Origin of the sequence: Mesorhizobium sp. M0048 (genome assembly GCF_040323405.1) — a bacterium.
In the GTDB taxonomy this organism is placed as follows: domain Bacteria; phylum Pseudomonadota; class Alphaproteobacteria; order Rhizobiales; family Rhizobiaceae; genus Mesorhizobium.
Map to the genome: position 1 here is coordinate 96,951 of NZ_JAMYUV010000009.1, position 15,371 is coordinate 112,321.

A 15,371-nucleotide genomic window follows, 5' to 3' on the forward strand; every position below is an offset into this window, starting at 1 on the left:
CCTGCCCCGTGGCGCATTGGCGATTGCGGCCGGTTTGAAGCGTTTCGCGCGCATGAAATCGGAATCGCTTCGCAAAACACCGTGCGCAACGCTAGTCTTGGTTGTAGAGCCTACTGCACGCATCCAAAAGACGCGTCGCGCTCTGGCGAAAAAACAATTGACGCAAAAATGTTTTTTCACGATAAAAGACATTATATGTTAAGAGCCGCGTGTCAATCCGCTCGCGCACCCAGGAACACACCCAGGAAGCTCCCGTGAACGCCGCAAACAGCATTCTTCTGTCTCCCGCCGACAATGTCGCGGTCGCCAATGGCCGCATCGAGATCGGCACCGTGCTGCCGGGCGGCGCCGTCGCCGTCGCGCTGATCGAGCCGGGCCACAAAGTGGCGATCAAGCCGATTGCGGCTAGCGAAGCCGTGGTCAAATACGCCCAGGCGATCGGCCGCGCCACGCAGGACATCGCGCCCGGCGAGCATGTCCATTCGCACAATCTGGTCTTCGAAAGCGGGCGTTTGCCCGTGGTGCCGCCGAGCGAGGCGGTGCATGCGACCGAGGCCGACCGCGCCCGCACCTTCATGGGCTACCGACGCGCCGACGGCCGCGCCGGCACGCGCAACTTCGTCGGTATTCTGGCCAGCGTCAATTGCTCGGCCACCGTCTGCCACGCCATCGCTGACGCGGCGAACCGCACGCTTCTGCCGCAATATCCCGGCATTGACGGCTTCGTCCCGATCGTCCACGGCCAGGGCTGCGGCATGAGCGCCACCGGCGACGGCATGATGGTGCTGCATCGCACGCTGGCCGGCTATGCCCGTCATCCGAATTTCGGCGGCGTGCTGATGGTCGGGCTCGGCTGCGAGGTCAACCAGCTCACCCTCTATGGCCAGAAGGGCGTTGCCGCGGGAAAACGTCATTTCAACATCCAGGAAGCCGGCGGCTCGCGCAAATCGGTTGAGAAGGCGCTGGTCGTGCTGGCCGAGATTGCCGAAGAGGTCGGCAAGCTTCAGCGTGAGCCGATCCCGGTCAGCGAGATCGTCGTCGGCCTGCAATGCGGCGGCTCCGACGGCATGTCCGGCATCACCGCCAATCCGGCGCTGGGTGCCGCGGTTGACATCCTGGCCGGCGTCGGCGGCATCGGCATCCTCTCCGAAACGACGGAGATCTACGGCGCCGAGCACCTGCTCGCCTATCGCGCCGCAACCCCCGAGATCGCCGCCAAGCTCGACGGTTATGTGAAATGGTGGGAAGACCACGTCGCCAAGCATGGCGCATCCATCGACAATAATCCCTCACCGGGCAACAAGCGCGGCGGCCTGACCACCATCCTGGAAAAGTCGCTCGGCGCGGTCGCCAAGGGCGGCCAGACGCCGCTCAACGGCGTCTTCGGCTATGCCGAAAAGGTCACCGGGCACGGGCTGGTGTTCATGGACACGCCCGGCTACGACCCGGTCTCGGCCACCGGCCAGGTGGCGGGCGGCGCCAACGTCATCGTCTTCACTACCGGCCGCGGCTCCTGCTTCGGCTGCCGGCCGACGCCGTCGATCAAGGTCGCCAGCAACTCGACCATGTACCACGCCATGGAAGAGGACATGGACGTGAATTGCGGCGTCATCGCCTCGGGCGAAAAGACCATTGCCGGCATGGGCCGCGAGATCTTCGAGCTGATCGTCGAGACAGCTTCGGGCCGCAAGACCAAGAGCGAGGAATTCGGCTACGGCGACAACGAGTTCGTGCCGTGGCATCTCGGCGCGACGCTCTAAGCCTTGCCGTCCGGGAAGTCGCGCGCACCTGACGTGAGCGCCAGGTGTCACAGTTCGTACACCGCCAAAACGAATGTACATTCCATATTGACTGGTTGATGGAACTAATATTCCATGCGGGATATTGAAGCAGATTGGCAGCGGAGTTCCGACAGAAAAAATCTTCCATCCAGCCATTCGAAGCGGCCATCAAACAGCGCTTGCGCCGACCGAGATGATACACTATCAAAATACAGTAAATGTTTTTTATTGATAAAGTTCCGTTTTGGGCCGCGCCATCCGAATGGAGCTTCCGTAACATTCACCGGGCGACTTAGGGAGGACTCCTAATGAAATTCGTGACCAGCATTCTCAACCGCCGCGCCTTCGTGGCACTCGCAGCCGCGTCGATGCTTGCCGGCGTGATGCATTCGGCTCCGGCATCCGCGGCCGACGTAACCATTCCGATCATCGTCAAGGACACCACGTCCTTCTACTGGCAGATCGTTCTGGCCGGCGCCCGCAAGGCCGGCAAGGACCTCGGCGTCAACGTGCCGGAGCTCGGCGCCCAGGCCGAGACAGACGTCAACGGCCAGATCTCGATCCTTGAAAATGCCGTCGCCGGCAACCCGGCGGCCGTCGTCATCGCGCCGACCGAAGCCAAGGCGCTTGGCAAGCCGATCGATGAGGCCGCCACCAAGGTCAAGATCATCGGTATCGACTCCGGTGCCGACTCCAAGGCCTTCACCTCGTTCCTGACCACCGACAACATCCAGGGCGGCCGTGTCGCCGCTGACGGCCTTGCCGCAGCCATCGGCGAAGCCAATGGCGGCAAGGTCGAGGGTGACGTCGCCCTGATCACCGCGCTTCCGGGCGCCGGCTCGCTCGAACAGCGCGCCCAGGGTTTTAAGGAACAGCTCGCCGCCAAATATCCCGGCCTCAAGCTGGTCGCCGACAAATACGCCGACGGCCAGGCCACCACCGGCCTCAACATCGCCACCGACCTGATCACCGCCAACCCCAACCTCAAGGGCATCTTCGCCTCCAATCTAATCATGGCGCAGGGCGTCGGTCAGGCGATCGCCGAGAACAATCTTGCCGGCAAGGTCGCGCTGGTCGGTTTCGACAGCGACGAGAAGCTGATCAAGTTCCTCAATGACGGCGTCATTTCGGCTCTCGTCGTTCAGGATCCGTACCGGATGGGCTATGACGGCATCAAGACGGCGCTCGCCGCCTCGAAGGGCGAGAAGGTCGAGGCCAATGTGGACACCGGCGCCAACCTGGTCACCAAAGCCAACATGAAGGATCCGAAGATCGACGCGCTGCTCAACCCCAAGCTCGACTGAGCATCGCCACAAGTGAACTGTTTCCGGGGCCTTTGCCCCGGAAACATCCCACTCGCGCCAATCGTCAGACCATCTGGCGGGCCAATCTGGGAGGATTGTCATGATGTCGACGGCGCAGGAACTCCATCCGGCCCCAACGCTGGAACCGGGCAGGACCATCCTCGAACTCCGCGGCCTGGAAAAGCGCTATCCCGGCACCCACGCGCTGAAGCCGGTCGACCTCGCCTTCAAAGCCGGCGAGATCCACGCCATCGTCGGCGAGAACGGCGCCGGCAAATCCACCCTGATCAAGCTTCTGACCGGCGTCATGCCGCGCACCTCCGGCGACGTCATCTGGGAGGGCAAGCCTGCCGCATTGGCAACGCCGCATGAGGCGATGGCACTCGGCATCAATGCCGTGCATCAGGAAGTGGTCCTGTGCCGCCATCTCACCGTCGCCGCCAACATGTTCCTCGGCGAGGAGGATGCACGTTTCGGCATCCTGCAGCAGCGGGCGATGGTCAGGCAGGCGCAGAAGATCATCGACGACCTAGGCTTCGACCTGCCCGCGCATGTCATGCTGGGTGACCTGACCATCGGCCAGCAGCAGCTGATCGCCGCCGCCCGCGCCACCGTGCGCGGCACCAAATTCCTGATCTTCGACGAACCGACCGCCTACCTCACCCGCAAGGAGGCCGACCAGCTGTTCACGCTGATCCGCCGGCTGAAGGGCGAAGGCGTCACCATCATCTACATCAGCCATCGCATGGAAGAAGTGTTCGAGCTCGCCGACCGCGTCTCGGTGCTGCGCGACGGCACGCTGGTCGGCACCAGGAACATTGCCGAGACCAATGACGCCGAGCTGGTCAAGATGATGATCAACCGCTCGATCGAGCAGGTCTACCACAAGGAGCATTTCACCTTCGGCGCGACCATCGTCGAAGCCAGGAACCTGTCGGGCAAGGGCTTCGAAAATGTCTCGATGTCCGTCCGTGCCGGTGAGATCGTCGGCCTCTATGGCCTGATCGGCGCCGGACGCAGCGAGTTCGTCACCACGCTCTATGGCCGCCACCGCAAATCGGCCGGCCAGATCCTCTGGGAGGGCAAGGAGGTCAAGGTCAATAGCGAACATGACGCGATCAGGCTCGGCATCGCGCTTGCCCCCGAAAGCCGCCGCGACCAGGGCCTCTGCCTCAACCTGCCGGTCGGGCTCAACCTCAATCTGCCGATCTACAAGCGCATCTCGAGCAATCTGCTGATCTCGCGCGCGCAGGAAAAGGCGCAAGCCGATCGCCAGATCGCTGACCTGCGCATCAAGACGCCAACACGCAGCGCGCTGGCCTCCAGCCTGTCCGGCGGCAACCAGCAGAAGATCGTCATCGGCAAATGGCTCGCCCACGGCGCCAAGCTGTTCATCTTCGACGAGCCTACCGTTGGCGTCGATGTCGGCACCAAGGCCGAGATCTACCGCCTGTTCGGCGCGCTGCTATCCAAAGGAGCCGGCATCATCCTGATCTCGTCCTACCTGCCCGAGGTCTATGAACTCGCCGACACGCTGCATGTGTTCCGGCGCGGCAAGCTGGTGGCTACGCACGGGTTTCGGACCGCTGATCACGAGGAGATCCTCACCCAGGCGCTGGCCGAGAAACAAGAAAGACCGGGAGGACGGATATGAGCACCGAGGCGATCGCTGCCGAAAGGCCGAAACGCAACTATAACGCCCTGTTCGGGCTGACACTGCTGGCGCTGCTGGTTCTTTTGTGGGTCATCCTGTCGGTGGCGACGCCGAGCTTCGCCTCGGGCAACAACATCTCGAACCTGTTGCGGCAAGGGTCGATGATCGCCATCCTGGCGGTCGGCCAGACCTTCGTCATCATCACCGGCGGCATCGACCTTTCCGTCGGCGCCGTGGTCGGCTTCGCTACCGTCATCGTCGCGATGCTGATCAACGCCGGAACACCGGTTTTCCTGGCCATCCTGATTACCTTGCTGGTCGGCGTCGCCATCGGCATGTTCCACGGCTTCGGCATCGTCAAGATGGGCCTGCCGCCCTTCATCATCACCCTGGCGACGCTGACCTCGCTGCGCGGCATCGGTCTGTTGATGACCAACGGCAACTCGATCTCGATCATCAACGATGCCTTCCAGACGTTCTCGCGCAGTTCCTTCGTCGGCGTCCCCAATCTGTTCTGGATGGTGATCCTGGTCGGCATCCCGGCCTACATCTTCCTGCACCACAGCCGCTGGGGCCGCTATCTGTTCTCGGTCGGCTCCAACGCCGAGGCGTCGCGCCTGTCAGGCGTCAACGTCCAGCGCACCATCTATATGGCCTACACGCTGTCGGGGCTGTGTGCGGCATTCGTCGGCGTGCTGCTCGCCTCGCGCATCGGCATCGGCAATCCGACACAGGCCGAGGGCTGGGAATTGCAGGCGATCGCCTCCTCGGTGATCGGCGGCACCTCGCTGTTCGGCGCTGTCGGCTCAGTGCACGGGCCGCTGCTCGGCGCCTTCATCCTTGCCACCATCAACAACGGCGCCAATCTGCTCAACGTCAACGCCTTCTGGCAGCGCATCATCACCGGCGTGCTGATCATCGTCATCGTCTACTTCGACGGGCTACGCCGCCGCGGCAAATAGACCGCCTCCCCACAACCGCCGGCCTCGCGACAGCAGAGCCGGCGGTGCCATGAACCGACTGGATTGAAGCATGAAAGCCGTCGTCTGCCGCTCGCCCGGCGAACTTGTCCTCGAAGATCGTCCGGCGCCTGGCGCGCCGCCAGCCGGCTGGGCGCTGGTCGCCGTCAGCCATGTCGGCATCTGCGGCACCGACTATCACATCTTCGAAGGCAAGCACCCGTTCCTCGCCTATCCCCGCATCATGGGCCACGAAGTTTCCGGCACCGTGATCGAGGTTGGTGAGGGCGTCGATCTGGCAATCGGCGAACCGGTGGTCGTCAATCCCTATCTCGCCTGCGGCAAATGCATCGCCTGCCGGCAAGGCAAGCCGAATTGCTGCGTTAAGATCGAGGTGCTCGGCGTCCACCGCGACGGCGCCATGTGCGAGCAAATCCTGGTGCCGGCGCAAAATCTTTATCCGGCAAACGGCTTGTCGCTGGCCGATGCTGCTGCCGTCGAATTCCTGGCGATCGGCGCGCATGCCGTGCGGCGCTCGCTGGCTGATCCAGGTGCGCGCACGCTGGTCATTGGCGCCGGCCCCATCGGGCTCGGCACGGCGCTGTTCGCCCGCATCGCCGGGCTCGACGTGACGCTGCTCGACATGAGTGCGGAGAGGCTGGGTTTCGCCGAAAGCGAACTCGGCTTCGCGACCCTCGACGGCTCGCAGGGCGCTGCTGCGGACCTGGTGCGGCAAGCAACCGACGGCGACGGTTTTGACATGGTTTTCGATGCCACCGGCAACACCCAGTCGGTGCAGTCGGCCTTCGCCCATGTCGCGCATGGCGGGGCGCTGGTCCTGGTCAGCGTCGTCAAGGACGACATCGCCTTTTCCGATCCCGAATTCCACAAGCGCGAGATGATGCTGATCGGCAGCCGCAACGCGCTGCGTGCCGATTTCGACCATGTCGCCGCCTCGATCCGCAACGGCGCGGTGCCGTTGGCAAAGCTCGTCACGCACCGCACGACGCTTGGCGAAACGCCGCACGATCTTGCCCGCTGGGCGCATGAGAAGTCCGGCCTGATCAAGGCCGTTATCCAGGTCGCATGATGCTGGCGCACCTCAAAGCGCCGACAGTTTGAGCTCGATCCGCTCGGCCGGGAAGCGCGACTCCGAAAACTGGATCGGCTGACCGTCGGGCGTGACGTTGACGGCGACCGTCACCAGCACGATGGCGCCGGGCTGCAGGTCGAGGTCCGCAAGGTCGGCCGCATCGGCATGGCGCGCCGACAACACCGTCGATTGCCGCAGATAGTCGTCAATGCCAAAACGTGCCAGCGATGCGGTGATCGAACCGGTTTCCGCCATGGCAGCATCGATGCCGGCAAAGCGCCTGGCATCGAACCAGCCGGCAGCGCGGGACACTGGCATTCCATCGGCTTCGCCGCGCGTTTCCAGACGTATCACGTCGGCCCCCTTTGCAAGGCCTAAGCTCTCTGCCACACGACGGTTGGCAGGCTCGACCGATGACGCAAGCAAGGTGATATGCCGGTCGGACGCCTGTCCTTGCAATCCCTCCGAAAAGCGGGTGCGGGCGCCGATCGGATATGACAGCCGCCTGCGCGACAGCACGAAGGTGCCCCGCCCCTGCTCTGCCCTGAGCACACCCTCCTGCACCAGCGCTGCAATGGCGCTGCGGACGGTGTGGCGGTTGACGCCATAGCGCTCGGCAAGTGCCACCTCCGGCGGCAACGCCGCATTTTCGGGAAAATCGCCGACGGAAATCGAATGCAGTATCTGATCGGCGATCTGCCGCCACAGCGCGACACCGCTGCGCCGCTCGATGCTGTTGGCTTGTCCGATCATTTTCTGCCCCAACCTTTGCGCCCCCTCTTCTCGCCCTTGTCATGCACCCGTCATAGACACGCATTAGATAATAGGTATAATTTGTATAATTGTCTATATCAATAGACAAATTTCGATGCAAGGGAATGTTAACCATGCGAGGACAGGAAGCCCGCGATCAGGCTGGGCGCAAGGCCGTTATGGCAACGCTGGCGCAATCGACCGGCGACGATATCGTCCGTCTGTGGAACGAAGCCGGCCTGCCTTCGGAGGCGGAACTCCTGCGCGGCCCCGAAACCGGCCTGGTCACCGTGCGTGGCCGCATCGGTGGCGGCGGCGCGCCGTTCAACGTTGGCGAGACGACGGTCACCCGCGCCACCGTCCGGCTCGCCTCCGGACAGGTCGGCCACTGCTATGCGCTCGGCCGCGACAAGCAGAAGGCAAGGCTGGTCGCCGATGCGCTGTGGCAGGACCCGGCTCACCGCAACGAGGTCGAGACCAGGCTCGTCGCGCCCTTGCAGGCGGCACTGGCCGAGGCCCGTGACCAGCGCCGCGCCGAGACGGCGGCGACCAAGGTCGATTTCTTCACCATGGTACGCGGAGAAGACTGATGGACATCGTAACCCAAGCGATCGAAGGCGGCTTTGCCGATCCGGTGTTCGACGCCCAGACGGTCTTCCGGGCAGTGATGGACGCGATGGCCCGGCCGGGCACACTGCAGCCCCTGCCGGTCTTTACCCGTCCACCGACGCCGCTGTCAGCCACCGCGGGCGCCATTGCGCTGGCGCTGTGCGATAACGACACGCCGCTCTGGCTCGACCCCGCCTTGCAGGCTTCAGCGACGGTGAAATCCTGGCTTGGCTTCCATACCGGCGCGCCGCTGGCCAACACCCCGGCCGACGCGCATTTCGCGCTGATCGCCACGCCGGCCGAGATGATGGCGCTCGACGGGTTTTCGCAAGGCACCCAGGATTATCCCGATCGCTCCACGACGCTGATCCTCGAGATCAGCGATCTTGTCTCCGGCGCTCCGCTGCTGCTCGAAGGCCCGGGCATCGAGAAGACGGCGACGATTGCGCCGGCGCAAATGCCGCGCCATTTTGTCGAGCAATGGAAGCAGAACAACCAGCGCTTTCCGCGTGGCGTCGACATCATCCTCGCCACGTCCGAAGCAATTGCCTGCCTGCCGCGCACGACGCGCATCAAGACGATGGAGGCATAGGATGTATGTCGCGGTAAAGGGTGGCGAAGCGGCCATTCGCAACGCCCACAAACTGCTCGCCGACCGCCGGCGCGGCGATCGTTCGGTGCCCGCACTTCGCCTCGACCAGATCGTCGAGCAACTGGCGCTCGGCGTCGACCGGGTGATGAGTGAAGGTTCGCTCTACGACAGGGAATTGGCGGCACTCGCCATCGTCCAGGCGCGCGGCGACATGATCGAGGCGATCTTCCTCATTCGCGCCTATCGCACCACGCTGCCGCGTTTCGGCTACACCAAGGCGGTCGACACCGGCACGATGCTGGTCGAGCGGCGGGTGTCGGCGACCTACAAGGACCTGCCCGGCGGCCAGTTGCTCGGCCCGACTTTCGACTACACCCACCGGCTGCTCGATCCCGAGCTTGCCGCAGGCGGCGAAGTCGCCGAGCCGGAGCAGCGTGCAGGCGAGCCGGAAGCCATGCCGCGCGTGTCGGCCATCCTCGCCCGCGAGGGCCTGATCGAATCCGACGGCGACATGCCTGAAGACCATGTCCCCGGCGACATCACCCGCGAGCCGCTCGAATTCCCGATGGCGCGCGACATCCGCCTGCAGGCGTTGTCGCGCGGCGATGAGGGGTTTTTATTGGCGCTCGGCTATTCCACCCAGCGCGGCTATGCGCGCAACCATCCCTTCGTCGGCGAGGTCCGTATCGGTGAGGTCGAGCTGGAGCTCGACGTGCCGGAACTGCCTTTCGCAGTGCCGCTCGGCAGTATCCGCGTCACCGAGTGCCAGATGGTCAACCAGTTCAAGGGCTCGGCCAAGGCGCCGCCGCAATTCACCCGCGGCTACGGCCTCGTCTTCGGCCAGAGCGAGCGCAAGGCGATGGCCATGGCGCTATGCGACCGCGCGCTGCGGGCGGCGGAGTTGGGTGAGGATGTCGTCGCCGCCGCCCAGGACGAGGAGTTCGTCATCTCGCATTCCGACAATGTCCAGGCGACCGGCTTCGTCGAGCATCTGAAGCTGCCGCACTATGTCGATTTCCAGGCCGAGCTCGACCTCGTGCGCCGCATGCGCGCCGAGCACGACGCCCGCGAGAACGCCGGCAAGGCCGAAGAGAAGAGAGAGGCCGCGGAATGACCGCACAACCAACCGACATCGCCACCTACAACTTCGCCTATCTCGACGAGCAGACCAAGCGGATGATCCGCCGGGCGATCCTCAAGGGCATCGCCATCCCTGGCTATCAGGTGCCGTTCGCCTCGCGCGAAATGCCGATGCCCTATGGCTGGGGCACCGGCGGTGTGCAGGTCACCGCTTCGATCATTGGCCCCCTCGATGTGCTCAAGGTCATCGACCAGGGCGCCGACGACACCACCAATGCCGTCTCGATCTGCGCCTTCTTCAAGAAGGTCGCCAATGTCGCTGTCACCACTGAGACGGCGAAGGCGACCATCATCCAGACTCGCCACCGCATCCCCGAGCATCCGCTGAGTGCGGGTCAGGTGCTGGTCTATCAGGTGCCGATCCCCGAGCCGCTGCGCTTCCTCGAGCCACGCGAGACCGAGACGCGCAAAATGCATGCGCTGGAGGAATATGGCCTGATGCATGTAAAACTCTACGAGGACATCGCCAAACATGGCCGCATCGCCACCACCTATGCCTATCCGGTCAAGGTCGAGGGCCGCTATGTGATGGACCCGTCGCCGACGCCGAAATTCGACAACCCGAAAATGCACCGTTCGCCGGCTTTGCAATTGTTCGGCGCCGGCCGCGAAAAGCGCATTTATGCACTGCCGCCCTTCACCGACGTGGTCAGCCTCGACTTCGAGGACCATCCGTTCGAGGTGCAGACCTTCGACCAGCCCTGCGCACTGTGCGCGGCCGAGAACGTCTATCTTGACGAAGTTATCCTCGACGACCATGGCGGCCACATGTTCGTTTGTTCCGACACCGACCATTGCGAGAAGCGGCGCGAGCAAGGCCATCGCGGCCACCTTGCGCCTGAAACCCCTCTTGCCCTGGAAAAAACGGAGCCGGCGCAATGACCGACGAACCGCTGCTGCGCGTCTCTGCGCTGTCCAAATTCTACGGCTCGCGCGTCGGCTGCGAGAACGTCACCTTCGATCTGTGGCCGGGCGAAGTGCTGGCTGTCGTCGGCGAATCCGGTTCCGGCAAGACGACTTTGCTCAACTGCCTGTCGACAAGGCTACTGCCCAGCTCCGGCACCGCCAGCTACCGCATGCGCGATGGCCAATTCCGCGAGCTCTACCGCATGAGCGAGGCCGAGCGCCGCTTTTTGATGCGCACCGACTGGGGCTTTGTCCACCAGAACCCCGCCGATGGTCTGCGCATGACAGTGTCGGCCGGCGCCAATGTCGGCGAGCGGCTGATGGCGGTCGGCGACCGCCACTACGGAAAAATCCGAGCCACGGCGGTCGACTGGCTGTCGCGCGTCGAGATCGACGAGGACCGCATCGACGACGAGCCGCGCGCCTTTTCCGGCGGCATGCGCCAGCGCCTGCAGATCGCCCGCAACCTCGTCACCGGGCCGCGGCTGGTGTTCATGGACGAGCCGACCGGCGGCCTCGACGTCTCGGTGCAGGCGCGCCTGCTCGATCTGTTGCGCGGCCTGGTCACCGATCTGGGTCTGGCGGCCATCGTCGTCACGCACGACCTTGCGGTGGCACGTCTACTGTCGCAGCGCATGATGGTGATGAAGGACGGCCGCGTCGTCGAAAGCGGCCTCACCGACCGCGTCCTCGACGATCCGCGCGCCCCCTACACCCAGTTGCTTGTCTCCTCGATTCTGCAGGTATGACGATGATTGCTCCGGCGTACCCCCCTCTGGCCTTCCGGCCATCTCTCCCTCAAGAGGGGAGATCAGCAGCTTTTATGTCCCGCCCGTTCTGCGACACAGGAGAATGGCGAAACCGAATGCGACAGCCCATCTCCCCTCTTGAGGGGGAGATGGCCGGAAGGCCAGAGGGGGGTGTTGGCCCGCAGACGAATGACGATTGGAGAACCCTCTGATGGCAACCCCGCTCGTTGTCTCCGACGTCGCCAAAAGCTTCACCATGCATCTGCGCGACGGCATCAAACTGCCGGTGGTCGCCGGCGTCTCGTTCGCGATCAGGGCCGGCGAATGCTCGGTGCTCGGCGGCCCGTCCGGCGCCGGCAAGAGCTCGATCCTGAAAATGCTCTACGGCAATTATGCCGCCGATGAAGGCCAGATCATCGTCCAGCACGAGGGCGGGCTGATCGATCTCGCAACTGCCAGCCCGCGCACCGTGCTTGCCGTGCGCCGGCTTACCATCGGCTATGTCAGCCAGTTCCTGCGCACCGTGCCGCGTGTCTCGGCGCTCGATGTCGTCGCCGAGCCGCTGGTCGAGCGCGGCGAGGAGCGTGAGGTCGCGCGCGGCAAGGCACGTGCCTTGCTGGCGCAGCTGAACCTGCCGGAAAAACTCTGGGCGCTGCCGCCGGCGACGTTCTCCGGCGGCGAACAGCAGCGCGTCAACATCGCGCGCGGCTTCATCACCGAGCATCCGATCCTGCTGCTCGACGAGCCGACCGCTTCGCTCGACGCCAGAAACCGCGACGTGGTGATCTCCCTGATCGCCGCCAAGAAGGCGGCGGGCGTCGCTTTGCTCGGCATCTTCCACGACCACGACGTGCGCGAGGCGGTGGCCGACCGTATAATCGACGTGACCGCCTTCGCCGCCGGAAAAATCGCCGCATGACGAGGAAACTGTCGGAGGCGCCGCTGATCCACGAGACGGCGGAAGTAGAGAACTCAACGCTTGGCCGCTGGACCGAAGTCGCCGAGCGCTGCCGGATTTCGGAAAGTGCGTTGGGCGACTATTCCTACATGATGCAGGACTGCGGCGTCTGGTGCGCGACGATCGGCAAATTCGCCAACATCGCCGCCAATGTGCGCATCAACGCCACCAACCACCCGACCTGGCGGCCGACGCTGCACCATTTCACCTATCGCGCCTCGGACTATTGGGACGACGCCGAGCACGAGAGCGAATTCTTCGCCCAGCGCCGCGCCAAGCGCGTCACCATCGGCCACGACACCTGGCTCGGCCACGGCTCGACCATCCTGCCCGGCATCACCGTCGGCGATGGCGCCGCGGTCGGTGCGGGTGCCGTGGTGTCGAAGGACGTCGCGCCCTACACCATCGTCGGCGGCGTGCCGGCCAAGCCGATCCGCGAGCGCTTCGACCGCCGCACCGCGGAGCGCTACCAGGCGCTCGCCTGGTGGGATTGGGACCACGCCCGGCTGCGCGCCGCGCTCGACGATTTTCGGGAACTGTCGGCCAATCAGTTTTTGGAGAAGCATGGGGGTTGACGTCCCGAATAAGTCAGCCGCTCGGGCAAATGTCCAAAATAATAGAAAGAAATCCTAACGTGATAAGAATAGCACCACCAGTCTGATTAAACCTGATAAGTTCTATAATTTTTTTGTCATAACCAATATCTACAAGCGATTTGGTTTTTTCCTCAATCTTATTTGCAAAATTTATCGTAACTAGCGCAATTAAAAAAATGAGAATCATTAGAATAATGGCCGCGTCGCGCCCATTTGCATAATTGTACAAGTATCCCGATATTGGATGGTTCAAGCTACCAACCCGATATACGGACATCAAAACCAGGGCCACTGTGAAACTTATCGCAGCGACTACCCCTGCAGCATACAGCCGCAACCACTGGCGCCAACGTAGCAATTAGGCAGCCTCTCTTTGATACGAGTTTGAATCTTTATTTCAATCTTGATGATGTGCAAACCCCGGCAGCATCGCTTGGCGAATCCTGCCTTTGATATTCTACTTCTTGGCACGGTTTTCATGTCCCTGACACATCGTCGGGGCAGAACGCGGCCTTTCCTCTGGAGATCGCAATGCCTGTTTCAGTCAAACCTTCGCTCGCCGGATACTTTGCCGGCTCGAACCCGACCCCTCCGCTGCATCTCGGCAGGCGCTACGACACCTCTGGCAATTTCCTGACCGAGCCCGGCAACACGGTCGTCTGCCATCTCGTCGACGGCTCGCCGTCCGAGGCAGTGGTGGTCGAAGTGCGTGAGCGGATGCGCGCCATGCCCGATACCGACCGGCTGGCCTCTCCAGCCTGCACATGACGCTGTTCCAGGACATCATCGAATATCGGCGCCGGCTCCCTATTGGCCTGAGGATGCGCCCCTCGACACCAGCATCGACGACATGACCCGCCTCTATCAGGAACGCCTGAACGGCTTCGAAGGCCGCGGCGCCTTCAAGATCAGGGTTGTCGATGTCGTGCCGACGGGCTTGACCGTTGCCGGCGCAACCGATGAGGACGTGCGTATCCTGCGCGCATGACGCGATGCCTTGTCGGCGCCCTTCGGATATCGGCATCCCGACCACGACAGCTACACGTTCCACATAACCTTCGCCTATCAGATCCGCCGTCTCGACGATGAAAGGATAACGCAATGGCAACAACTATTCGATGATTGCCTCTCGCTGCCGTCCGTCAGGCTCCAGTGATCGAGCTGCTGCCTCCGGCATTTTGCAGCTTCAAGGACATGAAGCATTTCGAGGAGCTTCTTGTCCTGGGCTGATCCAAAGGCGCGCGGATGAATTCCCCGGGCGAGGCGTACCTGTGGGCAGTAACAAACTGACATCGTTCCGACACCGCAGGTTCATGCGGCTGCGCTAGCGAGGGTTAACAGACCTTCAATTGCGATTGGACTGGAGCCTGCACCATGTCAGCTACGCTCGAAATCCGCGGCGTCACCCGCCGGTTCGGCAAGAACACCGCCGTCAGCAATGTCGACATCGCGATCCCGCACGGTCAGATGGTCGGCATCATCGGCCGTTCGGGCGCCGGCAAATCGACGCTTCTGCGCATGATCAACCGCCTCATCGATCCCAGCCAGGGATCCATCCTGTTCGACGGCGTCGAGGTCTCCGGGTTGCGCGGCTCGCCGCTCCGGCGATGGCAGCGCGACTGCGCCATGATCTTCCAGCAGTTCAATCTGGTGCCGCGCCTGGACGTGCTGACCAATGTGCTGCTCGGCCGGCTCAACCACCGCTCGACGCTGTCCAACCTCTTCGGCATGTTCTCGCGCAGTGAATGCGCCGAGGCTGTTGCCGCCCTTGAGCGTCTCGACATCGCCCGCACCGTACTGCAGCCCGCCGGCACGCTTTCCGGCGGCCAGCAGCAGCGCGTTGCTATTGCGCGTGCCATGATGCAGCAGCCGAAGGTGCTGTTGGCGGACGAGCCGATCGCCTCGCTCGATCCGCTCAACGCCAAGGTGGTGATGGATTCGCTGCAGGACATCAATTTGCGCGAAGGCATCACCGTCATCACAAATCTGCATACGCTTGATACGGCCCGCAACTATTGCAACCGTATCATCGGCATGGCCGCCGGCAAGGTTGTCTTCGACGGCCCGCCCGAAGACCTCAACCGCGAGGCCGTGCGCATGGTCTACGGCGCCGACAGCAATGGCGGCGAAATCTCCGAGGCCATCACTTCGACCAGTGTCGCCGTCAAACAGAAAATCGCTGCATCCGCCGGACCGCTCGAGCCCGTGTTCCCTGGCTACTGAGAACGGCCTGATCGCCCGCCCGCGTCAAAGGCACTCGTCAAAAGTTCGAACGCT

General features: G+C 63.3%; 14 protein-coding genes and 1 pseudogene. 14 read left to right on the top strand and 1 reads right to left on the bottom strand.

Features of this window, described 5'->3' with window-relative positions; translation table 11 throughout:
- Positions 1-254 precede the first annotated feature (254 nt).
- The 5 genes from NKJ84_RS12170 to NKJ84_RS12190 all read left to right on the top strand — a co-directional run bounded on the left by NKJ84_RS12170 (position 255) and on the right by NKJ84_RS12190 (position 6,788).
- A complete protein-coding gene (locus NKJ84_RS12170) occupies positions 255-1,760 on the top strand; it encodes a UxaA family hydrolase (RefSeq protein WP_352506642.1) in 1,506 nt (501 codons plus the stop codon).
- Between the two features lie 329 nt (positions 1,761-2,089).
- Positions 2,090-3,085, top strand: coding sequence for an ABC transporter substrate-binding protein (locus NKJ84_RS12175; RefSeq protein ID WP_254816763.1), 996 nt, complete (start codon positions 2,090-2,092; stop codon positions 3,083-3,085).
- 100 nt (positions 3,086-3,185) lie between these two features.
- A complete protein-coding gene (locus NKJ84_RS12180) occupies positions 3,186-4,739 on the top strand; it encodes a sugar ABC transporter ATP-binding protein (RefSeq protein ID WP_352506643.1) in 1,554 nt (517 codons plus the stop codon).
- Entirely contained in the window at positions 4,736-5,701 is a 966-nt protein-coding gene (locus NKJ84_RS12185) for an ABC transporter permease (protein ID WP_352506644.1), read from the top strand. Before NKJ84_RS12180 ends, NKJ84_RS12185 begins: the two co-directional genes overlap by 4 nt.
- A gap of 70 nt (positions 5,702-5,771) precedes the next feature.
- Entirely contained in the window at positions 5,772-6,788 is a 1,017-nt protein-coding gene (locus NKJ84_RS12190) for a zinc-binding alcohol dehydrogenase family protein (protein ID WP_352506645.1), read from the top strand.
- Between the two features lie 12 nt (positions 6,789-6,800).
- On the opposite strand, the gene phnF is transcribed toward NKJ84_RS12190, so the two are convergent.
- Positions 6,801-7,544 carry a phosphonate metabolism transcriptional regulator PhnF gene (gene phnF / locus NKJ84_RS12195; RefSeq protein ID WP_352506646.1) on the bottom strand — a complete coding sequence of 248 codons (744 nt, stop codon included), beginning with the start codon at positions 7,542-7,544 and terminating at the stop codon, positions 6,801-6,803.
- A gap of 134 nt (positions 7,545-7,678) precedes the next feature.
- Between phnF and phnG the strand changes: the two genes are divergently transcribed.
- The 9 genes and pseudogenes from phnG (at position 7,679) to phnC (ending at position 15,317) form a co-directional block, all read left to right on the top strand.
- Positions 7,679-8,134, top strand: a complete 456-nt coding sequence (phnG, locus tag NKJ84_RS12200; RefSeq protein ID WP_352506647.1) for a phosphonate C-P lyase system protein PhnG — start codon at positions 7,679-7,681, stop codon at positions 8,132-8,134.
- The gene (gene phnH / locus NKJ84_RS12205; protein WP_352506648.1) at positions 8,134-8,745 is read left to right on the top strand and encodes a phosphonate C-P lyase system protein PhnH; all 612 of its coding nucleotides are present in this window, start codon (positions 8,134-8,136) and stop codon (positions 8,743-8,745) included. Before phnG ends, phnH begins: the two co-directional genes overlap by 1 nt.
- Before the next feature lies 1 nt (position 8,746).
- The gene (locus tag NKJ84_RS12210; protein ID WP_352506649.1) at positions 8,747-9,859 is read left to right on the top strand and encodes a carbon-phosphorus lyase complex subunit; all 1,113 of its coding nucleotides are present in this window, start codon (positions 8,747-8,749) and stop codon (positions 9,857-9,859) included.
- Positions 9,856-10,767, top strand: a complete 912-nt coding sequence (locus NKJ84_RS12215) for an alpha-D-ribose 1-methylphosphonate 5-phosphate C-P-lyase PhnJ (RefSeq protein WP_352506650.1) — start codon at positions 9,856-9,858, stop codon at positions 10,765-10,767. The genes NKJ84_RS12210 and NKJ84_RS12215 overlap by 4 nt, the downstream gene beginning before the upstream one ends.
- Positions 10,764-11,540 carry a phosphonate C-P lyase system protein PhnK gene (gene phnK / locus NKJ84_RS12220; protein WP_065009749.1) on the top strand — a complete coding sequence of 259 codons (777 nt, stop codon included), beginning with the start codon at positions 10,764-10,766 and terminating at the stop codon, positions 11,538-11,540. Before NKJ84_RS12215 ends, phnK begins: the two co-directional genes overlap by 4 nt.
- A 211-nt stretch (positions 11,541-11,751) precedes the next feature.
- Entirely contained in the window at positions 11,752-12,459 is a 708-nt protein-coding gene (gene phnL / locus NKJ84_RS12225) for a phosphonate C-P lyase system protein PhnL (protein WP_352506651.1), read from the top strand.
- Entirely contained in the window at positions 12,456-13,073 is a 618-nt protein-coding gene (locus tag NKJ84_RS12230; RefSeq protein WP_352506652.1) for a DapH/DapD/GlmU-related protein, read from the top strand. The genes phnL and NKJ84_RS12230 overlap by 4 nt, the downstream gene beginning before the upstream one ends.
- A 552-nt stretch (positions 13,074-13,625) precedes the next feature.
- Positions 13,626-14,324, top strand: a pseudogene (locus NKJ84_RS12235) (DUF1868 domain-containing protein).
- 144 nt (positions 14,325-14,468) lie between these two features.
- Positions 14,469-15,317, top strand: a complete 849-nt coding sequence (phnC, locus tag NKJ84_RS12240) for a phosphonate ABC transporter ATP-binding protein (protein WP_352506653.1) — start codon at positions 14,469-14,471, stop codon at positions 15,315-15,317.
- Positions 15,318-15,371 lie beyond the last annotated feature (54 nt).